Source organism: Streptomyces sp. NPDC001156 (assembly GCF_053598275.1).
Window position 1 is genome coordinate 1 of record NZ_JBSFJX010000024.1, and the last position, 20,337, is coordinate 20,337.

The 20,337-nt window shown below is 67.4% G+C and carries 16 protein-coding genes, 4 pseudogenes and 1 riboswitch; of the genes and pseudogenes, 9 read left to right on the forward strand and 11 right to left on the reverse strand.

Annotated elements, in window-relative coordinates; all coding sequences use genetic code 11:
* Positions 1-196: 196 nt before the first annotated feature.
* The 3 genes and pseudogenes from ACWDA7_RS14975 to ACWDA7_RS14985 all read left to right on the forward strand — a co-directional run.
* Positions 197-388, forward strand: a pseudogene (locus ACWDA7_RS14975) (PAS domain S-box protein); the annotation flags it as partial.
* Positions 389-465: 77 nt separating this feature from the next.
* Positions 466-2,607 carry a SpoIIE family protein phosphatase gene (locus tag ACWDA7_RS14980; RefSeq protein ID WP_450604597.1) on the forward strand — a complete coding sequence of 714 codons (2,142 nt, stop codon included), beginning with the start codon at positions 466-468 and terminating at the stop codon, positions 2,605-2,607.
* A gap of 342 nt (positions 2,608-2,949) precedes the next feature.
* Positions 2,950-3,057 (forward strand): annotated as a pseudogene (locus ACWDA7_RS14985) (GNAT family N-acetyltransferase); the annotation flags it as partial.
* 216 nt (positions 3,058-3,273) lie between these two features.
* Here ACWDA7_RS14985 and ACWDA7_RS14990 read toward each other — a convergent pair.
* Positions 3,274-3,966: a class I SAM-dependent methyltransferase gene (locus ACWDA7_RS14990; protein WP_450604598.1), complete on the reverse strand. Its 693-nt coding sequence runs from the start codon at positions 3,964-3,966 to the stop codon at positions 3,274-3,276.
* A 186-nt stretch (positions 3,967-4,152) separates the two neighbouring features.
* On the opposite strand from ACWDA7_RS14990, the pseudogene ACWDA7_RS14995 reads away from it, so the two are divergent.
* Positions 4,153-4,329, forward strand: a pseudogene (locus tag ACWDA7_RS14995) (DUF4265 domain-containing protein); the annotation flags it as partial.
* 102 nt (positions 4,330-4,431) lie between these two features.
* Here the strand turns inward: ACWDA7_RS14995 and ACWDA7_RS15000 are convergent.
* The 4 genes from ACWDA7_RS15000 to ACWDA7_RS15015 all read right to left on the reverse strand — a co-directional run bounded on the left by ACWDA7_RS15000 (position 4,432) and on the right by ACWDA7_RS15015 (position 6,518).
* Positions 4,432-4,872, reverse strand: a complete 441-nt coding sequence (locus tag ACWDA7_RS15000; protein ID WP_450604599.1) for a VOC family protein — start codon at positions 4,870-4,872, stop codon at positions 4,432-4,434.
* A gap of 119 nt (positions 4,873-4,991) precedes the next feature.
* The gene (locus ACWDA7_RS15005; RefSeq protein WP_450604600.1) at positions 4,992-5,243 is read right to left on the reverse strand and encodes a hypothetical protein; all 252 of its coding nucleotides are present in this window, start codon (positions 5,241-5,243) and stop codon (positions 4,992-4,994) included.
* A gap of 83 nt (positions 5,244-5,326) precedes the next feature.
* Positions 5,327-5,536 (reverse strand): hypothetical protein, encoded by a 210-nt coding sequence (locus ACWDA7_RS15010; RefSeq protein WP_450604601.1) that lies wholly within the window; start codon positions 5,534-5,536, stop codon positions 5,327-5,329.
* A gap of 235 nt (positions 5,537-5,771) precedes the next feature.
* A complete protein-coding gene (locus ACWDA7_RS15015; protein WP_450604602.1) occupies positions 5,772-6,518 on the reverse strand; it encodes a hypothetical protein in 747 nt (248 codons plus the stop codon).
* Between the two features lie 810 nt (positions 6,519-7,328).
* On the opposite strand from ACWDA7_RS15015, the gene ACWDA7_RS15020 reads away from it, so the two are divergent.
* Positions 7,329-8,147: an alpha/beta fold hydrolase gene (locus ACWDA7_RS15020; RefSeq protein WP_450604603.1), complete on the forward strand. Its 819-nt coding sequence runs from the start codon at positions 7,329-7,331 to the stop codon at positions 8,145-8,147.
* Positions 8,148-8,432: 285 nt separating this feature from the next.
* On the opposite strand, the gene ACWDA7_RS15025 is transcribed toward ACWDA7_RS15020, so the two are convergent.
* Both ACWDA7_RS15025 and ACWDA7_RS15030 read right to left on the reverse strand, forming a co-directional pair.
* Positions 8,433-12,521 carry a carboxypeptidase regulatory-like domain-containing protein gene (locus tag ACWDA7_RS15025; protein WP_450604706.1) on the reverse strand — a complete coding sequence of 1,363 codons (4,089 nt, stop codon included), beginning with the start codon at positions 12,519-12,521 and terminating at the stop codon, positions 8,433-8,435.
* Positions 12,522-12,676: 155 nt separating this feature from the next.
* Complete coding sequence (locus ACWDA7_RS15030) at positions 12,677-12,871, reverse strand: hypothetical protein (RefSeq protein WP_450604604.1); 195 nt, start codon at positions 12,869-12,871, stop codon at positions 12,677-12,679.
* 119 nt (positions 12,872-12,990) lie between these two features.
* On the opposite strand from ACWDA7_RS15030, the gene ACWDA7_RS15035 reads away from it, so the two are divergent.
* Entirely contained in the window at positions 12,991-13,944 is a 954-nt protein-coding gene (locus ACWDA7_RS15035; protein WP_450604605.1) for a TrmB family transcriptional regulator, read from the forward strand.
* A gap of 574 nt (positions 13,945-14,518) precedes the next feature.
* Here ACWDA7_RS15035 and ACWDA7_RS15040 read toward each other — a convergent pair.
* Positions 14,519-15,334, reverse strand: a complete 816-nt coding sequence (locus ACWDA7_RS15040; RefSeq protein WP_450604606.1) for a 2OG-Fe(II) oxygenase family protein — start codon at positions 15,332-15,334, stop codon at positions 14,519-14,521.
* A 611-nt stretch (positions 15,335-15,945) separates the two neighbouring features.
* Positions 15,946-16,120: riboswitch (M-box (ykoK) riboswitch) on the reverse strand.
* A 226-nt stretch (positions 16,121-16,346) separates the two neighbouring features.
* Here ACWDA7_RS15040 and ACWDA7_RS15045 point away from each other — a divergent pair.
* On the forward strand, positions 16,347-16,514 hold the full coding sequence (locus tag ACWDA7_RS15045; RefSeq protein ID WP_450604607.1) for a hypothetical protein: 168 nt from the start codon (positions 16,347-16,349) through the stop codon (positions 16,512-16,514).
* A 171-nt stretch (positions 16,515-16,685) separates the two neighbouring features.
* Here the strand turns inward: ACWDA7_RS15045 and ACWDA7_RS15050 are convergent, their stop codons facing one another.
* Positions 16,686-17,039 (reverse strand): antibiotic biosynthesis monooxygenase family protein, encoded by a 354-nt coding sequence (locus ACWDA7_RS15050; protein WP_450604609.1) that lies wholly within the window; start codon positions 17,037-17,039, stop codon positions 16,686-16,688.
* A gap of 385 nt (positions 17,040-17,424) precedes the next feature.
* Positions 17,425-17,523: pseudogene (locus tag ACWDA7_RS15055) on the reverse strand (peptidase dimerization domain-containing protein); the annotation flags it as partial.
* Between the two features lie 15 nt (positions 17,524-17,538).
* Between ACWDA7_RS15055 and ACWDA7_RS15060 the strand changes: the two are divergent.
* Complete coding sequence (locus tag ACWDA7_RS15060) at positions 17,539-17,748, forward strand: hypothetical protein (protein ID WP_450604610.1); 210 nt, start codon at positions 17,539-17,541, stop codon at positions 17,746-17,748.
* A 211-nt stretch (positions 17,749-17,959) separates the two neighbouring features.
* Here the strand turns inward: ACWDA7_RS15060 and ACWDA7_RS15065 are convergent, their stop codons facing one another.
* Entirely contained in the window at positions 17,960-18,793 is an 834-nt protein-coding gene (locus ACWDA7_RS15065) for a COG4705 family protein (RefSeq protein WP_450604611.1), read from the reverse strand.
* A 116-nt stretch (positions 18,794-18,909) separates the two neighbouring features.
* On the opposite strand from ACWDA7_RS15065, the gene ACWDA7_RS15070 reads away from it, so the two are divergent.
* Positions 18,910-20,142, forward strand: coding sequence for a COG4705 family protein (locus ACWDA7_RS15070; RefSeq protein ID WP_450604612.1), 1,233 nt, complete (start codon positions 18,910-18,912; stop codon positions 20,140-20,142).
* Positions 20,143-20,337: the final 195 nt, after the last annotated feature.

The following is a 20,337-nucleotide window of genomic DNA, read 5'->3' on the forward strand; positions in this document are numbered from 1 at the left end:
CCGACGAGATCTTGAACTCGCTCGCCGACTACCTCGCCAAGATCTCCCCACCCGGAACTGAAACAAGCTAAATACTTAGACTCGCCATTTCCGGCGCGTCACACTAGGTGAGGAGGACAGCTCGATGACCAGCACCAACAGGGTGACCCTTGGTAAGCGATCGAACACGCGCGAGATATCCGAGTCGGCGGTCGCGATGCTCGACGAGCGCGGGACGGTGGTCGCATGGACGCAGGCCGCCGAGCAGCTTCTCGGGTACTCCGCCAGGGACGTGGTGGGTCGGTCTGCCGCACTCGTGCTGCTGCCTTCCGAGGAAACGCCGACGATATCGACGCTCATCGAGCAGTGCCGTACCCACAATGACTGGTCGGGCACGATGACGGTGCGCCACCGCGACGGCCGCATGCTCGACATCAACCACCGGATCTCGATGTTGGGGGGCAGAACGGAACGTTCCGGTGGCTTGTGTCCGTCACCGACATCGGCACGCTCTCCCGGGAAACGAGAAACGGATCGGTGCGGGAGTCGCTCCTCACCCACGCGCCGATCGGCATCGTCGTTCGCGACCCGAAGCTGCGCTGCGTCTGGGCGAACGACACGATGGAGAGCCACGACGGCATCTCCCGTGACCGGCGGCTCGGCCGGCGAATCACCGATGCACAGCCCGGCTTCGAGGCCGAAGCCCTGGAGGCGGTGATGCGGCAGGCGCTGCGGAACGGCACCACGGCGGTCCACGAGTACCGGGCGTGGCCGACGGAAGATCCGCGCCGGGAGCATGCATTCTCGGTCTCGTACTTCTGCCTCCAGGACGCGGACGGCAAGACACTGGGGGTGTGCGGCATCAGCGTGGATGTCACCGGCAGTCAGCGGGCGCGCGAGCGCCTTGCCATCCTCAGCCAGGCCGCCACGCGTATCGGCAGCACCCTGGACGTCATGCGGACCGGGCAGGAACTGGCCGACCTTGCCGTGCCCCTGCTGGCCGACTACGCCTACGTCGACCTGGGGGAATCCGCCCCGTTCGGCGAAGAGGCCTCGACCCGAATCGACACGATGAGCGGTCGCCCTCCCGTTTTCCTCCGTGCCGGTCAGGCCTCGATCCACCCAGGAACCCCAGAGTCGACCTTTACGACGGTTTTCGTCCCCCCGACCTCGCCCCATGCCGGCGTGCTGAGCACGGGAAGGTCCCACCTGGAACCGGTGCTGGACACCTCCCCTGGGACATGGATCGACCACGACCCAGCACGGGCGCAAAAGATACGTGAGCACGGGTCGCACTCCCTGATGATCGTGCCCATCATTGCGCGGCGCTCCGTCCTGGGTATCGCGGTGTTCGTCCGCGCCCAGGACCCCGTTCCGTTTCACGAGGATGACCTGCTGCTCGCCGAGGAGCTCGTCACCCGGGCCGCGCTGTGCTTGGACAACGCCCGGCAATACACGCGCGAACACACCGCGGCCCTCGCGCTGCAACGCAACCTGCTGCCCCACCGTTTGACGGGCGGCGCGGCGGTCGAGGCGGCCTGGCGCTACCTGCCGGCCGATACGGAAGCCGGCGTCGGAGGCGACTGGTTCGATGTGATCCCGCTGTCCGGCGCCCGGGTGGCCCTCGTCGTCGGTGATGTCGTCGGACACGGCATCAACGCCGCCGCGACCATGGGCAGGCTCCGCACCGCCGTACGCACGCTCGCCGACTTGGAGCTGCCCCCCGACGAACTGCTGGCCCATCTCGATGACACCTTCCAGCGACTGGCCGAGCAAGACGCCGACGCCGCGGACCAGACCCCCTCGGTGGTAGGCGCCACCTGTCTGTACGCCGTCTACGACCCGGCCACCCGGAAGTGCACCATGGCACGGGCCGGGCACCCCCCGCCCGCGATCATCGGCCCACAGGGACAGGTCACCTTCCCCGACCTGCCCGCCGGAAGCCCACTCGGCATCGGCCTGGGCATCCCCTTCGAGGCCGTGGAGCTGGAACTGCCCGAGGGCACTCTCCTCGCCCTGTACACCGACGGCCTGATCGAAACCCGCGACCACGACATCGACGTGGGAATGCACCGCCTGGCCACCGCCCTGGCCCAACCCAGTCACTCCCTGGAAGACCTGTGCACCCGAGCGACGCAGACCTTCCCGGGTCAGGCACCGTCCGACGATGTCACCCTGCTCCTGGCGCGGACGCGCTCACTCAGCCCCGCCCAGGTCGCCTCCTGGACGCTGCCGAACGATGGGACCGCTGTCCGCAGGGCGCGGCACATGGCAGCCCGCCAGCTCACCGAATGGGGCCTGGAAGGTCCCCAGGACCCCACACAACGGATCGTCAGCGAACTGGTCACCAACGCCGTCCGCCACAGCACCGGCCCGATCGGACTGCGTTTGATCCACCACCAAGCCCTGACCTGCGAAGTATTCGACACCGACGCCAGCTCCCCGCGTCTGAGTCACGCACGCGCCATCGACGAAAACGGCCGCGGCCTCTTCCTGGTCAGTCAACTGTCCCGCAGATGGGGCGCCCGCCCAGCGTCGGGCGGCAAAGTCATCTGGGCCGAACAAGACCTGGACTCCGCACCCTCACACGCACGGGCCTCCGGCACACCCTCCGCGCGCAAGAAGTAACCGAGCCATCCCCCTCCGCCGCGAGCATCCGGCATGCAGGTCAATCACGGCAATGACAGGGCACGGAACACCCCTACACATCCCCGGGTTGCCCGGTGCAGGACCGAACTGCCAGCCCTGATACGCAATTCGTCGGTGACCCGAGGTGCGAGGGGAAGGCATCACTTGGGCCACCGAGCCCTCAACCGTCCGATACCGAAATACGAGCGTCGGGATGGAGGCATGATCCGTTGACAGCACCGAGCCAAGCCCCGGCCTAGATCATTTGACTTATGGTGCCCGCATGACGAGCACACGTCGTCTGGAGAAGATCACTCCGGACAACTTCGACGCCGCGATCGGCATACGGGTCCGCCCAGCGGGCCAGAACGTTTCTACCGAGCACTCGGGTTCCGTCCGACGGGCGAGAGCAGTGGGGACCAGACAGTTGGCGAGTTGGACTTGCAGTAGAGCGTGATCCGCCGGACAGGACCTCGGCTTCTGATCGCCTGAAAAGCAAAAGGCCGGCTGTGCCCTGCGTGCCGGGACGCAGCGGGGACTGACGGGGAACAGCGGTGCCGATCGCGCTCCGACCCAGGTCAGGGAGTTGCCGGGTCAGCCGTCATCCGCATACGGCGTCTTCCAAACAGCGACGAGCCCGACGTCCAGTCGTCGAGGCACATACCCCTAGGCCGCGAAACCCGCCCGCGCCCATGTCCGGTCCTCCGTCAGGTACTTGTCCACCTTCAGGCCCACCTCCGCGAGCGCCCTCTCGAACTGCTCCTTCGTCAGCGGCCGGGAGAGGAACGTTTGTGTCCATGTGGCATCAGGGAACTCGTACTCCGCATATACGGAGTCCACCCCATCGCTGGATGGCTCGGCCGACACGATCCGCACCGTGAACCCGTTGGGCTCGACACGCTCACGCGGCAGGTTCGTATGCCAGTCCTCGCCCTCTCGCTGGATCAGCACGCAGCCGCCCGGCGCGAGGTGCCGGACGCAGGTGCGCAGCAGCGCCCGCCGCACTTCAGCGTCTCCGGCGTGCACAAGGAACGACGCGAGCATCACCACGTCGAATGTCTCGCCCACGTCAAGGTCCTCGATCGGGCTGCATATCGTGCGCGCCCCGCGGACTCGGTTGAGCATCTCTGGGGACTCGTCCACAGCGGTGACCGTAAAACCCAGCTCCAGGAGCGGGTGGGTCACGCGCCCCACGCCGCAGCCCAGCTCCAGGACGTGCGCACCCGCCGGCACGGCCGCGGCGACAATGTCCGGCTCGGCCCCAACCGGCAGCCGCGAGTACAGCTCGACCGCGCAGCCGTCCGGGGTAATCACCCCGGGCCCGGTCCCCTGATGTCCCGCTCGCCTAATGAGCCCCATGCCTGTCCAACGGGCCGGGCCAGACGGCCGTTCCCCTACCCCGCCGGTTTCCTCGTGGCGCGTACAGCGGGAACCAGCTCCGGGGGCCGTCCTCCGGGAGAACGACGCCGGCAAGCGACCAGCCGGGGCTCAATGCGCTGGAGCCGGACTCGCCTGAGTGTCTAACTGCGTGACATCGTCCGAGGCATCGCCTGCGGGGACATCGTGGCCACGGAGCCCGACGAGGAAGGCGTGCGATGGGCCGGCGGGGTGGTTCGGCGTTCGGAGAACTGCACCATCCGCCTCATCGTGTTCCGTGACGGCGGCTCAGGAGTTGCGCAGCAGAGTGTGATCAACGCGTTTCAGGAACTCGGCGTCGACGGCGAGGGCATAGAGCGGTTCGGCACGACTTCGAAGGTGGCGAGCCACCTCTCTCCGAGGTCCATCTCATGGCTTCCGTTCGGCTGCATGGTCGGTTCCTCCTTCTCAGCGCAGTTGCTCGGCCAGTCCGACGATGATGCCCTCCGGGCCGCGGATGTAGCAGAGCAGATAACTGTCCTCGAACCGGGCTATCTCACCGACGAGTTCGGCACCGTGAGGGCGCAGACGGGCAACGGTGTCCTCGATGTCATCGACGGCGAACATGACGCGGTGCGTGCCCAGAATGTTGTGCGGCCGGTTGCGCGGCCCGGCGCTGATCACCGCGGGGCTGCGGTACTTCGCCAGTTCGAGCCGGCCGTGACCGTCCGGGGTCCGGACCATCGCGATGTCACAGCGGACGCCGTCGAGTCCGGTGCACTGGTCGGCGAAGGGGCCCTCGACCTCCGCCCTGCCCTCCAGCTCCATACCGAGTTCCAGGAAGAACGCGATGGCGGCCTCCATGTCCTCGACGACGATGCCGACGTTGTCCATCCGCTGAATCGCCATGCTGGTTTCTCCTTCTGCCTCGTGCGGCCGGTGGTGGCCGCCGATGTCCCTGGGACGGAGCCGGTGCTACGTTCTCGACATCCCCAAACCGCCGAACTCCGAAAAATCTGGATCGCGCCTCAGGCGAGATTCACCGGGATGTACCCACCCACCGCCAGCACGGTGAGAATGGCTCCCACGAAGGCCCACACCGTGGTTGCTGCGCTGTGCGCGGTATAGATCAGGGCAAGCATGCTCAGCCAGATACCCGGCAGGAGCGGCCGTAGCCAGTGGACGTTGGCGCCCCCCTGTCGAAAACGTGTCGAAGGCGCCGATCTATCGCGCTCGGCGTCCGTGGAGCACCAGGTCAGGAGGGATGCGCCGACGATCACGCCAGGCGCCTATAAGCGCTTGGCCTGCGAGTTGGGGCCAGCCGAGCGATCACCCACAACCTGACCGCGCTGGCCATGGAGCCTCACGAGTAGAAGCCGACCCAGTACTCCTCATGACCGCACGCGAAGTCTTCTGGCCGCTCTGCCCTCAACACTTCGTACCGGGCGACAAAGGCGTTCAGGGCCTCATGGAGCGAGCAGCCCAAATGGTCACGCAGGATCTTGATGTCGCGGAGGATCTGGTTGCCGAAGATCTGGTCATCGGCGAGGCTGATGGTTGCGCCGTTGGTCATGGCTACGATCGAAGCCGGGCGATGAATCTCTTGGCAAGGCCCTTTCCCCGTGCCACAACCGTGCCAGAGCGAGCGGGGAGCCACGGGGGAGGGTGGGCGCCGGCAGGGCGTGTACCCCATGTCCACCGACGTGCTGCTTCCGCGGGTCAGCCTCGGAGTCGCTCAAGCTCCTGGAGCGGTGCTCCGTGACGTTACGTCCACGTCATTGAGTCTGAGCGCTTCCAACGTTCTGCGATCAGCTGACAGTGCCCAAGGCCTCTGCAAGGCAGATGTCCTGATCAAGCGAGAGGCCGAAGCCCCCCGTACGCGGACTCCAGTTGCCCATACAGCGCAGAACTCGACTGGGGCGGGGAGTTGCATTCCCGCCACTGAGAGGGGAAGCGTCAGGCTCATGGAAGTACCAGGGAGGAGCTCCCCAGAAAGGGTGGTCCAGCAACGCCTCGGCGAGAACCGTGCGCGTCTGCGGCGGAGCGCCAATGGCGTCCAGGGCACTCTCGACAACTTCGACGGCATCCGGGGGTAGTGCCTCGTCGCCGAGAACGGGCAATAGGAGGAGCAGGCGAGCGTGCGGGGTGGTGACCCCGGGGCCCATACCTGGATTCTGAGCGATGTGGACCAGTTCGCGCCAGGCGAGACCGGGGCCGGCGAAGTGGCCCTCGATGCTGCCGAGGGACCGTGGTCGCTCCCAGCTGGGGTGGGTCAAGTAGTAGTCGATCCCACAGTCCTCGGGGAAGTTGCGATAGAGGATCAGAATCGTGTGTCCGCGCTGCAAGGGCAGCCGGAGGACTGGCCAGGCAGCCGGGTCAGTGAGAGTCCCGTAGGCCTCCTCGGTGTCCGCGCCGTCGACACCGAACCATCCGGGCTCAGGATCCACGTCCTCCCCTTCGGCAAGCCACAACAGGTGCGCGGGCCAGAAACCGGGAAGGCCGAGCCATTCCTCACTGACCGCAAGAGGGTCGTCCTCATATCCAGGGATCACCACGCCACCATCCTGACACCTCACTACCTGCCTCCTGGGATGAGTGTCCAACTGCGTGACAACGCCGACGAGCAGCGGCGAACAACCGCGGACGCCTGCGGACCGCCGCAGCAGGTGAGGGACATACCAGCGCAAGGTCAAGCGCCCAGCAAAGTTCGTTCGGGACGAAGAGGTCGTGCCAGACGCGTGCCAGGTCCTGCGGGGAACGACGGGGAACCGTGGAATCAACGGACCCGCCACCAGGCGTCGACACCCTTCCACCGCTGGTCAGCCTTGCCGCGAACCCTGGATCACCTCAGCTTCCCAAGCTAAGGTGCAGCCCAGCCCATGCAGGCCACCGGCCAAAGATCGCACCAACGCCCGCGGTGTCGATCACGGACCCGGCCAATCCCACGAACAGAATCCGCCGGACCCCTCGTGGCCCTCCACTCTGGCCGAACCCGCTCCTCGCGCAGTCATGGAACAGCACCATGGACGCGGGTCCGATCGCGGCCTCGCTGGCGGCGCTCCCTCCCGCCGTCGCCGGAAGCACTCCGAGCGGCGCCGCCCCCATCCCGGCATCTGCGGACGTGACCGTCAAGACGGCGCCCCACCCGCTTGCCATCATGCCTCCTACCTGCATGGACGCGCCTTTTGTTATCTGCAGACCTCCCTCCAGGACGCCACGCGGGTAATATATGAGCATGTGCGCGTATTCTTGGCTCGAGCGCCCGCTTCGAACCTGTACCGCGCGCCTCTGGGCGGCGTCTTCGGACCACGTCAGGACGACCGCCCTTGGTATACGAAAAGACGCCAATCAGAGAGGGCGAGTACATGAGTGAGATCAAGCCCCGGTTCCGGAGGGTCGACGGACTGTCCATTCGCTACGCCGAGAGCGAGGACGGACCCCGCGACCGAGAAGCGCTGCTGCTGAGCCCGTTTCCGGAAAGCCTCTACGCCTACCACGCGACCTGGTCGCGATTGGCCGATAACACCCGCCTGATCGCCGTGGACCTGCCGGGGTTCGGGCACTCGAACATGCGGGAGGACCTGCTGTCGCCGAGGGCAATGAGCGACTTCATCGTGCGGATCGCCGACGAGTTGGGACTGGCGAAGCCACACATCGTGGGCCCGGACATCGGCACCAGCGCGGTGCTGTTCGCCGCGGCCCAGCACCCCGACCGCTTTCGCAGCGCCGTCGTGGGCAGCGGAGGCGCCTCGGCCCCACTGCAGCTGGCAGGCCCGTTGGATGAGTGGGTGCATGCCGAGGACCTTGCACCATACCGGGCACTCCACCCCAAGGACATCGTCACGATCGCCATCAGCAAGATCAAGGGCTACGACATGCCGGAGATCGTGCGCGAGGACTACATCGGGGCCTACGTGGGCCAGCGGATCGTCGACCAGATGGCATACCTCCGCGCCTACCGCGAGGACCTACCGGTCCTGCGCGATCTGCTGCCCGGCATCGAAATGCCTGTGCAGGTCATCGGCGGCCGCGACGACCACGTGGTGCCGGTTGAGAACGCCGAGTACCTGCACCGGCGCCTGCCCAACAGCAGGCTCGACATCGTCGACATCGGCCACTACGTCTGGGAACAGGCCCCGGAGGAATACGCCAGGATCGTCAATGACTGGTGGGCGGTGAACTGATCGACATCCCGAGGGAGCAGCAGATCGCGGAGTGCTGACATCACCAGGTGACAACGCGGTTGCACGACCGTAGCCGAGGCCGACCGTCTGGGGATCATGTACACGGTTCGATGAGACCACCATCCGCAACTTTGTTCATCATGACGCCGATCCTGCGCACAACGATGCCGCCGTGGAGCCGGCGGTACGAGACTTCCTCCGTGCCGCCTGACCGGGAGCCAGGCGGCACGGAGGAAGGGCGCTGCGGTCGGTCGACCTCGGCTGAGGCAGACCGAGGTTGCCCGGTTACAGCTTCGTCAGGGTCACGTTGGTGACGGTGGCCCGACCCTTCTGGAACCGCACCTTCAAGGTGACCGGCTTGTAACCGTCCTTGGCCACGATCGCCGTGAGCGGGCTGTTGCCGGCGTCGAGCCACAGGCCGTAACCACCATTGGCGTCCGTGAACAGGGTGTACTGGGAGCTGGACGAGTCGAGCTCGACCGTTGCTCCGCTGATCGGTGCGGTGCCGCCGGTGTCGGTCGTCCCGAGCACGGTGCCGGAGACCTTGCCCCACGTCTTGGGCGGGGCCACGGTCAGCGCGACCGGGACCTTCCCCGTGACGTACGGCGTGTCGGCGCCCACCGACAGATAGGCCGTGTAGACGCCAGGCTGGGACACCTCGGGCACCGAGGCGTTCAGCGTGACGACCACGGTCGTGCTCTGGCCGGGCTGCAGGGTGAACTTCTGGGCGTCGGTGCTCATCCAGGTGACGTCGACCGGCTCTTCCTGGTCGTAACCGGCGAGCCGCTGCACGGCCGGGGTCAGAGTTCCGTTGCCCAGCTCACCGCCGACCTTGTAGAAGCCCAGTGCGCCGCCGGCCTTGGCGCCGGCCTGATCGGCGTTCGCCAGAGCGGTCCATCTGTTGCTGGACTGGTCGTAGGCAAAGGACTGGTTGGTGGCTTCCTGCGCGCCGAGTGACTCGGTGACACCGGTGGACACGACCAGCTGGCCGTTGGCGGCGGCGTAGGCCGAGCCCCACAGTGGGATCGGCAGGTCCGCGATCTTCGACCAGGTGTTGGCGGCGGGGTCGAACTTGTACGCGTGCCGGCTGGCGCCGCCCTGCGAGGAGGTGCCGCCTGCGCAGTAGAGCTCGCCCTGGATGCCGGCGCAGGACTCCCAGGAGATTGGCTCCGGGTACGCGGCGAGCTGGGTCCAGCTGCCTGCGGCCGGATCGTAGGCCTCGACGTCGGTCATGCCGCAGGCGAAGCCGCTGCAGCCGCCGACCGTGTACAGCTTGCCGTTCAGCACGGCGCTTCCGGCGCTGAAGCGCGGGTCGGGGTCGGTCGAACTGCCGGTGCTCCAGGTGTTGGTGGTGGTGTTGTAGATCTCGAGCTTGGGATCGTTTCCGCCACCGGGTCCGGCTCCGCCGGTGATGTAGAGCTTGCCATTGATGAACCCGTGGGCCGCGCCCTCGCGAGCGTCGGTCGCGCTGGCGAGTTTGGTCCAGGTCCCGGCCACCGGGTCAAGGACGTACAGAGCCGAGCTGTCCTTGCCGTTCCCCCCGTAGCCGAGAGCGGAATAGATCTTGCCGCGGTAGCTGTCGACGGAACCCGAGGCGCTGTTGACGGGCAGGTTGGGGGCAGCCTCCCAGACGCCGCTTCCGGTGCCGTCCTGCTGCGCGACCGTGGAACCGGACGTGTCGCTCTTGGTCACCGAGGGGAGCGGGGAGAATGTGCCCTTGATGAGTTGCAGGGGCGCGCCCTTGACAGTGGCGATCGCCATGCCGTCGGGGTGCTCACCAAGCGTGACGGACGCAGGCAGGCCGCCGGTGTTGGTGATCTTCAGGTTCTGTGTGCTCCTGCCGCCCCAGGCCACCGAAGAGCTGATCGAAGCCGTGCTGGAGATCTGACCGGCCTGGAGGACGAAAGGGGTGTTCACCACGGTGTCGGCGCCCACCTCCACAGCCTTGTCCAGTGTGCCGTAGCGCCACTTCTCCGCGGTGAGCTTGACGGATCCCGCCGGCGAGAACAGGTGATAGAAGCCGTCGCCGAGGCCGGGGTCGTCAGGTGTGGCGGCAGCGATGGCACGAACCGTTGACGAGCCATCGGCCGTCACCGTGGCGCCGACGAGTCCATGACCGGTGTTGGCGTCGGTCACGGTACCGGTGACCAGGCCGCCGGGAACCGGAGCGAAGTCGCGCTGGCCGACGAAGACATTGTCCAGAGCCCATGAGCCGAACGTGGTGTTGAAGTGGAAACGGACCTGTACGGCAGGTTTGTCGGCATAGCCGGTGAGTGGCAGGACGATCTTTCCGTTCGTGAAGGCCGACGACCAGATGGTCTGCCAGTTCTGGCCGCCGTCGTCGCTGACCTGTGCCGAGACCGCGTCCGCGTTGATGGTTGCGACGTCGGTGTCAAAGGTCAGTTCGGGGTTCGACGCGTTGCTGAGGTCGTACACCGGGGACGTCAAGTACGTGTCCTGCTGCTCGTACCCGTAGACGTCCGTGCGTGCCGTGGCGAAACCGCCACTGCCTCCGGTGGTGTTGCCATAGGAGCCCGGGTCGTCGAACTCCCAGCCATGGGTGGTGCCGTCGGCGCTGACCACACTCCAGCCGTCGGGCGTGGAAGTCGAGTCGAAGGGCTCAGTCCGGCCGGTCTCTTTGAGCTGGTACCCGTCGGCGTCGGCGTCCCAGACGTCCACGGTGGACGGTACCTCGACGCTCAGTGGCGTTGTGCCGACCTCGATCGTCTTGGTGGCGGTCTGGTAGCCGGTGTACGCGGGGTTGACGCGCAGCTTGTAGGACGCGTTCTGCGGCAGCTTCAGGGAGAACGCGCCGGTCACCGGGTCGGTCCAGGTCGGCGCACCCGGAACACCCAGGGCGGAGACCGTGGCGTAGAGGGGCCAGCCGTGACCGGAACCGTCCACGACCTTGCCGGAGACCGTGACACTGGGGACCGGGGTCAGAACGACGTCCTCGGTGAGGTTCGCGCCGTCGGCGAGGTCCACTCCGGTGACGGTGCGGGATGCGTAGCCGTATGCCGCGACCGTGATGTCGTAATGGCCGGCCGGTGCGACCAGCGAGTAGGTGCCATCGGCCCGGGTGTAGGCGGACGCCGAACCGGCGGTGACCAGCGCGCGCGACACGGCGGCGCCGGTGGTGCCGTCGGTGACCTTGCCGGTGATCTGGCCATGCGGGCCGCTGCGGAAGGCCGTCAGGCCGTTGGGCGTGCCCAGGCCGGTGGGACCGTCGTAGCCGGGGCCGGCGGTGCACAGGTAGTCCGGGGAGCAGGTGCCGTTGTTCCCTGCGGTCACATCGTTGATGGCCTTGGTCGCCGCGTACGGGTAGGCGTTGGGGTAACTGCCGGCCGTGGGCGTGCCCGCATCGGCGTAGACGCCGGCGATGATCGGCGAGGACACACTGGTGCCGCCGAAGACTGCCCAGCCGCCTCCGCCGTAGGTCTGGTAGACCGCGACACCGGTAGCCGGGTCGGCGACCGCCGAGACGTCGGCCACGGTGCGGTTGGCGCAGCCCGAGTCGGTCTGGAAGGCGGGCTTGGGCTCATAGATCGAACAGCCGGAACCGGCGCCGCTCCCGTCGTTGCCCTTCCACACGGACTCCTTCCAGCCGCGCTGGGCGCTCGAGTCACGCACCAGCGAGGTGCCACCGACGGCGGTGACATGGCTGGAGGCCGCGGGATATGTCACGCCGTAGGCGAAGTCGCCGGAGGAAGCCACCACCGCGACGCCTGGGTGGTCATAGTGCGCGTCCCAGGAGAGCTCCTCGCCGACCTCACCACTGCCGGGGTCGGAGCTGTAGGCCGAGCCGTAGGAGTTGGAGACGTACTTGGCGCCGAGGGCGACCGCTTCGTCGACGCTGGCGCCCAGGTCGTCGATGCTGGGCGAGTCGGCCTCGACGAGCAGGATGTGCGCGTTGGGCGCGATCGCGGAGACCATTTCGAGGTCGAGCGCGATCTCCCCTGCCCAGCTCGGGTCGGGCGTCGGGTAGTGGGTGCCGCCGCGCTGGTCGACTTTGGAGAAGCAGCCGTTGTCGGTGGTGCAGTCGGGAAGCCCGTACTGCTTGCGGTAGACGGCGAGGTCAGCCTCGGCGGTAGGGTCGTCGTCGGCGTCGACGATCGCGATGGTCTGTCCGGCACCGCCGTCGGACGGAAGGTTGTAGGCGCTCCACAGGTCGGCGGGGCCGTAACCGTTGGGAGTGGCTGTCTGCGCCAGCCTCTTGACGGCCTTGATGTCGGTGCGGCGCTCTGCGAAGCAGCTGAACTCGCCCGGCTTTGCGGCGGCGCAGGTGTGCTCCACGCGGATGGTGCTGCTCGGCGCGGTGGAGTCGGCTGACGGCGTCACCGCTTGCGCCGGGGTTTGTATGCCCAGGACCGCCACCGCGACGCTGCTGAGCACAGCCAGGCCGGCGGAGACGCTCCGCCCTCTGCGCGGACTGTTTCTGATGGTGTGCAAAACGGCGAGCGCAGTGCCGGACACCGCGGTGAGTAGCGAAGCAGCGGGAAGGCCCGCCGCCCGCCATCGTCTTGGGTCGTTCATTTGGGAACCCTCCGGTCCAGAACCACACGACTGCGGCCGCGGCGGTAGCTGTCCAGTGCCGGCGAGCCCGGCACATGGGCGTGGGACGGATCGAAGCCCGTGCTGGTCGCGACGGTTTTCGCGGGCGGTGCGGCGGCCTCCTGCTGAGCGGCTGTCGCAGAGCCGCCCCCGCGGTTGCGCTGGATGCGCACTCGCGCCTCCTTCCCAAGATCGCTGTGTTTTTCGTCACGCTGGCACGCCGTGAAGTCCGCTGGAAGGGAGCATGGGCGGGTAGTTCGCGTCAGTGTCGTGAATACGGTGGTGATGGGAAGTGCTGGAAGCGCTGGGGCTGACACCGGGACAACAGGAGGTCTACCTGGGCCTCCTGGACGGTGGCCCCGCCACGGCCGCCGAAATCCGCGCCCGCGTGGCGTGCGCGGGGGTGACTGCGTCGCTCACGGCGCTGGAGACGAAAGGGCTGGTCTCCCGGCTGCCGGGCCGCCCCGTACGGTACCAACCCGCGCGCCCTGACATGGCGATGGAAGTGCTGGTCCGCTCCCAAGAGCAGGCGCTGCAGCAAGTACGGGTGCTCGCCGCCGGGCTGATGGAGCGTTACCGCGCCGGGCAGAAGGCGGTGAGCCCCGACGAGATCGTCGAGACCGTCACCACCCGCGAGGGCATCGTGCAGCGACTCGCCCAGCTCCAGCGCAGCGCCATTCAGCAGGTCAGCATTTTCGACCGGCCCCCGTACATCCAGGGCCTCGGGACCAACGGCATCGAGTCAGAGCTGTTGCCGACGGGAGTGCGGTACCGCTGCGTCTACGACCGGTCCGGGCTCGAACTGCCGGGCAGACTGGCCGCGATCCGCGAACTGGTGGCGAGCGGCGAGGAGGCGCGGGTGACGACCGGGGTTCCGGTCAAGATGTTCATCGCCGACGACCGGATCGGGCTGATCTCTCTGGAGCGCTCCCCGACCAGCGACAGTGCGCTGATTATTCATCAATCCTCGCTACTGGACACCTTGATCGCTCTGTTCCAGCGGGCGTGGGCGGACGCGGTGCCGATCCGGTTCGGTCCGCCGGGCGCCGCGCCGACGCCGGACAAGACACACCACGGCACCCTGCTCGGCCTGCTGGCCGCCGGCCTGACGGACGAGGCGATAGCTCGGCATATGGGTTGGCACCCCCGGACCGCCCAGCGCCGCGTCCGCGACCTCATGGTTGAACTCGGAGCGCAGACCCGCTTCCAGGCAGGTCTGCAGGCCGCTCGCCGGGGCTGGCTGTAGGCGCTCGCCTGACGTAGTAGGCGTCGTCGTCACTGTTCCATGCGGACGCTGTCGGCTCGGGCCACCTACGCGTCCTGCCGAACGGAGTGGTACTCAACGCTGAGGTCAGGAACCGCTCAATGGCAGGGGTTCGTGAACCGCGCCTGACGGCACCTGGTGACGGCAACGGGGACGTACGACGAGGCACGAGGCAGTAAGTCAGCGGACTGGGACCGGCCATGGGGAGGGGCCCCACTGTTGCGCCTACACCTGCGGGGATGAACTCCTATAGCGGGTGTCGCAGGTTCGAATCCTGCCGGGGGCTCCAGCCAAAAGGCCACGGACCGATCATGGTCCGGGGCCTTTGACGGCACCAACCGGACGGCCGTTCCTCGTCGCGAAGACATAGCCGTCCTCCGTCCAGGCGACGCCCGTGCGTGCCAGGGGTGCCGGCGCAGCGGTGCGATGCACAGGGCAGGCATCGGAACAGTACCCGGTTGTTCACGTCCACGTCCGACCAGCGCAGGCTCACCATCCGCTGGCTTCCTTCGGCCGCCGGGTCTGCGCGGCGGCCGAAGCGGTGCGCGGGGAGCGGTCAGAGGGCCGGGACGTCCGGGAGCCCGAACATCGAGGGGTTGCTGCGGATCTTCTCGCGCAGGTCCACCGGTGTCGTGTCCGGCTCGGTGGTCCAGGCGTAGATCGGCTCGGCGAGCTCCGGGTTGACGAAGTACATCAGCGCGGTGCGGTTGGTCAGGTGCAGGTTGCGCACCTGGTGGTAGAGCGCCGGGATCCGGCCGCCGGTCAGGTCGGCGAACACCGAGCCCGGCATCAGGAGCACCTCGTCGGCCGCGGTCTGCATTGGGCAGGCCTCGCCGTTCAGCCACAGTTCCAGGCCGGGTGCGGTGGTGTGAATCACCGTGACCAGGTGGCCGTCCTCGTGCTTGTCCTGCAGCAGGTCGCGGTCGGAGTCCGCCGTCGCGTAGTTGTTGAGCTGCAGGTAGGAGGCCGCCTCGAACGGAAGCGCCTTGTGACCGCCGAGTTGTGCGGCCACCTCGCCGACGGCGTCCGCGACGAACGCGGACAGGTACGCACGCCAGGCCAGCAGTGCCTCGGTCAACTCCGCTATCTCGGCGGAGTTCGGGATCAGGTCGAGCCGGTCGTGCCAGAGGGTGAAGCAGTCGTTGAGGTCCGGGCGCTCCACGCTGACCGAGAACTCGCGGCCCAGCGGGCGGTAGCCGAAGTTGAAGTCCGCGGCGACGTAGCGCTCCTTTTCGCCGACCGGTCGGCCGAAGAACTGCCGGCTCTCGCCGAGTACTCGGTGCAACAGGCTTTCTCCGCCGTCGCGGAGGGTGATTCGGGCGTAGCCGTCGCGCAGCAGATCGCCGGCAGCTTGCGTGGCAGTGGTGAGCATGGTGCTTCTCTATCTGTATCTGGGTGCCTGAGCGGGCATCGGGGAATCGACGGAACGTCACTGGACAGCCACCGACGGCCGAGGCCTGCGGATCGCGACAAGTCCGTGCCGTGACGGCGACAAGCCGCCGAGCACTCGCACGGCGGGCCATGGCGACGGAGGCACCGGCAACCCCGCACGGCGTCACGGGCAGGGGTGAGGGCACGCCCGGGGCAGTGCGCGTCGGGTGAGACGACCGGGGCGGGTCGGCGTTCGCGATACGGCGCCCGCGCGCACATGGAAGGACAACCCGTGACGGCAGGGAGCCGACACTGGCGAAGGCACGCGGACAGACAGGCCAGGCTCGTTGAGTTGCCGCTCGCAGGAAGGACTCCGAACGGAACACAACTGGGCTCTGCCACAGTGAAGTTGGATTTACAGCACCGCTACGGGCTCAGGTGCGGGAGACAGCCTGAGCGAGAGCGGGTCGGGTACTCGGACTACTGCCGGGACACATCCCGACTGCCTCCTCTCGTGACCGCGCACCTCGGTGCGCTCGTTCGCGCGGACGACGGCATCGCCGCCCGCCCCGGGGCAGCACGGAGTCCTTCCCGGACCACGGCCGCACTTGGCCGACACCCTCCACGCAGGCGTTTCAGCACTGCGCGGCGTATCCCCACCCGTCCTGGGCGGGAAGCCACGGCCACCCCTTGATCCGGGGGGACCTGTCCTGAACCTGGGCGTCCCTCGACGTCGTCGGGTCAGTGGGTTGTAGCCGCACAGACGCCTCACCGAACGAGGTGTCGCGCCGGACAGTATGGCGCAGGCTCGAAGCGCCCTGTCAACTACGGAATCTCCTGTGCACCGGTGGCACCCCACGGCCAGTGACCTGCGCGTATGGGTGTCGTCAAAGACAAGCGGAATTCCATCATTCTCGTGTCAAGGCCGGCGTGAGCAGCGGATGCGGGGGTGTACTCGAACAGTGCGGGGACGGCTTCCCCCGCCCCGTGCCCAGGAGAGGAAGCGATCGGCGATGACAGCATCAGAGTCCACCACGGTCACACATCAGGGCGAGGACGCCCCTCACGCTCCCGAGACGGAAAGCGGCGAGCGCCACTCCCACGACTCGGAGTCCGGCACCGAGGAGCACAACCGCATGGCGGCTGTGCACTGCCACGTCGCCATGGACTATTCCGAGTAGCCCTCCTGGACCGCAGGGCCCGGGGATCCGACACCTCGCGAAACGTCATCGCCGCTGGTAGGAGCGGTGTCGGCTGGTCGGCTTGGAGCACTTCCTGGCGACCGTGGGCTACTCGCGGGGCAGTCGCTGAGGTGACTCGGTTGGTCAGCCTGCCATCGGGCGCTGCGGGGCCTACGCTCGCGTGAACCCGTGGCTCCGCTCCACTTTCGCCACATGCAGCGTGTAGCTCTCGTACCAATCGGTTTGCCCGCGCTTCTGCGCCGCGCGGTGCTCGGCGTTGGTCCGCCACTCCGTGAGGGCGTCGGCGTCGCGGAAGTACCCGACGGTGATGCCCAGCCCGCCAGGAGTCTGCGCGTGGTCCATCCCCAGGAACCCGGGGACGTCCTTCACCAGGTCTTCCATGCGTGCGTTGGTCTCGCTGTAGCCGCTCTGGTCCTGGCTTCGCACCGTGGTGAAGACAGCCACGTAGTAGGGGGGTTCAAAGGCCTCGACGGGCGCGACAGGCGCTTCCGAGTGATTGCTCATGGCGCCACCGTAAGGCGGGATGAGTCCGACGATCCAGCATCTTTCCCGAACCGGATACATGAGGGATCGGGCTCTTGACCAGAGCCGTCCGAGCTCTGCTTCAGCTCCCGGAAACGACCACGCGCCTACCGGCTCACAGAACGGCGCGAGGGACGGGGAACCAAGGCGAACACGGGGGGGGAGGGCATGCAAGCGCTGACGCTGAGCTACGTGCCAGAGAGCGACGACATCGCGGAATTGGCCGCGAGGTCACCCACACGGTGCCGCTCACGCAACCAAGCGTTGGTCAACTCAGAAGGTGTTACGCACACTTACGCCTGGTCGATGTTCAGTGAGCTGGTGGAGTACGACCGCCAGTATCTGCTGGGCCGTTGCAGGACCCCTGTCACGTGCCGAACCAGGCGCGGGCCGCGACGGTCAGGGCGCTGACGCCGGTGTCCAGGGTCGGCTGGATGACGGGGGCAAAGGTGGGGCTGTGGTTGACCAGTAACCTCAGCTCATGGCCGACATCACACCGCTCCGGCGTCGACTCGCAGCCACCGTGCTCATCGTCTGGCCGACGCTGTCACTTGCCGGATGGGGTCTGGCCCGCATCCTCGGAGGCCCGGAGGACCTCGCCGACTCCGCCGTGAGGGTGGCCGCGCTCATGGTCGCCGTGGCGGTGGTCATGAGGGTGCGCCAGTGGCGGAAACGCCACCGACCCGGGTAGGCGCTCCGTACAGCAGCGCAGCACAGCAACCACCGCGCCGGCAGCCGACCGTCACGGACCTCAGACGACCAGCTGACCAGCCGGCCAGACCTCAGCGACCGTCACGCCCTTGGTTCGCATCGAGGGGCGCGCACGTCGAGCGATGGCCTGAGTCGGCCATGGGGACTCCACCACTGCCACCGGCGCAGGCCATCGCTCCCTCCACCTGCCGCTACACGCGCGCGGGGGCCGATTCCGGTGCGGCGGCGGGCTCATGCTCGCCCTGGACGTCCGCCTTGGTCACCGCCAGGTAGCCGACCATCACCACGATCAGGGCAAGCAGGACCAGAGCCACCGGCCCGTCGCCGAGGCCGAGACCTCCGACGGAGCGGGGCTTTCCGAGGCCGTCGGCGATCGACGCCCCGAGCGGACGGGTGATCACGTAGGCGGCCCAGAAGCAGAACACAGGGTTCCAGCGCAGCCAGCGGTACCCCACCGCCGGGATGAGGATCAGCACCGCGAACACGGCCGCGGAGGTGAAGTAGCCCAGGTGCAGGGTGAAGGCGGTGAAGTCGCCCAGCGCGGTGCCCATGGCGAAGGTGGCGACCACGGTCGCCCAGTAGAACGCCTCACGGCGCGGGGAGTCGATGCTGTGGATCGACAGAGTGCCCTCGGTGCGACGCCACAGCCAGAACACGGCCAGCAGCAGCACCGCGTACAGCACGCTGGAGACGGTGTAGGGCACGCCGAGGGCCACGTGCATCACGTCAGCGGCCATCGTCCCGAAGATCCCGACCATGGCGACGGCGAACCAGTACGACCACGCCTGGTAGCGACCCTGGCGGAACTGGACCGCAAGCGCGACGAGGAAGGCGCCGAACCCGAGCACCACGGCGAGCTGCGGCACCATGACCTGGACGAGATAGTCCGAGGCCCCCTCCCCCAGCGCCGTCGACAACCCCTTTGCGATCCAGAAGGCGGCGACGATTCCGGGGACGCGAACCGCGCCTCGGAAGGCGCCTGCGGCAGTGCTGCCCGAACGGGCATGACGAGCGATCGAATTCACCCGGCAAGCCTACGGATCCGTCACTCCGTTTGTCTACACATTTGTAGACAGTTACCGTTGCGCAGACGAGCGGGTCACCCCCTCTGTGCTGCCACCCGTTGCACGTGAGGGGTTACGTGACGACCACCACGACGCCCGACAGCCTCCGGACGCCCTCTCGGGAGATGCTGAACAAGGTCCCCGAGGTCACGATCTGGTTCTGGGTCATCAAGATCTTGTGCACCACGGTCGGCGAAAGCTTCGCTGACTGGATCAACGTGAACCTCGGTGTCGGTCTGATCAGCACCGCATTGATCTTCACCGCCGTTCTGGCCGGCGTCCTGGGCTGGCAGCTCAGCACCAAACGCTACATCCCGTTCGTGTACTGGCTCACGGTGGTGGTGAGCGTGACCGGCACCCTTTACACCGACAGCCAAGGTGTTCCCCTCGCGCTGAGCGCCAGCGTGTTCGCCGGCGTTCTCGCTGTTGTCTTCGGGATCTGGTGCGCCCGCGAGCGGACCCTGTCGGTCCACAGCATCATCACTCGTCCCCGTGAACTCTTCTACTCGCTCGCGGTCCTGGTCACCTTCGCCCTCGGCACCGCGACCGGCGACTGGACCCTGGAGCTGACCGGCTGGACGGCGGGTGTCTCCGTGCTCCTTCCTCTCGGGTTGATCTTCGCGATCGTCGTCACGTGGCGCCTGGGCGCCAACGCGGTTCTCTCCTTATGGCTGGCCTACATCCTCACCCGCCCGCTCGGCGCCAACCTCGGTGACTGGCTCGGCTCGCCCAGCAGCGAGGGCGGTCTGGGCCTCGGCACCGCGGCAACCAGCGTGATCTTCCTCGTCGCGATCCTCACCACGGTCGTCTACCTCACGTTCAGCCGCAGCGATGTCATCGAGGCCTCCGACCCGACCCCACGGGCGGTGAACCCGGCGCGTGAGCGGATCATGCTCGGTTACTACGCCGTCGTAGCGGTCGCGACTGCGGCGCTTCCCGTCTGGGCACACCAACAACCCCACGTGGCGGCGGCCGGCGAAAATGGCACCCCAGCACCCGCAACCGCCCATCTCACCCCGAAGCAGGCAACGTCACCGTTTCCTCCAGCCGAGATCGCAAAGTTCCGCACGATCGCAGCCGACACCCTGGTGAAGCTCAACTCGGGCGATCAGACGGCCGCGACCACCCGGGTGACCGACCTCGAGACCGCATGGGACGCCGACCAGCCCACCCTCGAGCCCAAGGACGAGCAGGCCTGGCACTTCCTCGACAGCGAAATCGACCATGTCCTGACCGCGCTACGCGCTCCGAACCCGGACGAGACCACCGAGGTCAAGGCACTCAACACCCTTTTCATCTCGCTCAGCTGACCGACCACCATGACCGACTGTCCCGGCGCCGGGGCAGCGGGCATCAACACCGTTACGTCCAGCCGGTCGTTGGTTCGTCAAGCCGCTTGTGGCAACCCGGCCCGCTCCGCACCCACAGCACCGGAGAGGTGACTGGCACGCCGAGCACAACTACCGGGTGTTGGGTGTGGCGGTGAGAGCGGGAGACGTCTACCG

What these genes read in the sequence shown, in the direction of transcription:
- ACWDA7_RS15010 (WP_450604601.1), bottom strand. Translation starts at nt 5,536, where the DNA reads ATGACCAACGGCGCAACCATCAGCCTCGCCGATGACCAGATCTTCGGC.
- ACWDA7_RS15040 (WP_450604606.1), bottom strand. Translation starts at nt 15,334, where the DNA reads ATGCTCACCACTGCCACGCAAGCTGCCGGCGATCTGCTGCGCGACGGC.
- ACWDA7_RS14990 (WP_450604598.1), bottom strand. Translation starts at nt 3,966, where the DNA reads ATGGGGCTCATTAGGCGAGCGGGACATCAGGGGACCGGGCCCGGGGTG.
- ACWDA7_RS15020 (WP_450604603.1), top strand. Translation starts at nt 7,329, where the DNA reads ATGAGTGAGATCAAGCCCCGGTTCCGGAGGGTCGACGGACTGTCCATT.
- ACWDA7_RS15045 (WP_450604607.1), top strand. Translation starts at nt 16,347, where the DNA reads ATGACAGCATCAGAGTCCACCACGGTCACACATCAGGGCGAGGACGCC.
- ACWDA7_RS15050 (WP_450604609.1), bottom strand. Translation starts at nt 17,039, where the DNA reads ATGAGCAATCACTCGGAAGCGCCTGTCGCGCCCGTCGAGGCCTTTGAA.
- ACWDA7_RS15000 (WP_450604599.1), bottom strand. Translation starts at nt 4,872, where the DNA reads ATGGCGATTCAGCGGATGGACAACGTCGGCATCGTCGTCGAGGACATG.
- ACWDA7_RS15060 (WP_450604610.1), top strand. Translation starts at nt 17,539, where the DNA reads ATGGCCGACATCACACCGCTCCGGCGTCGACTCGCAGCCACCGTGCTC.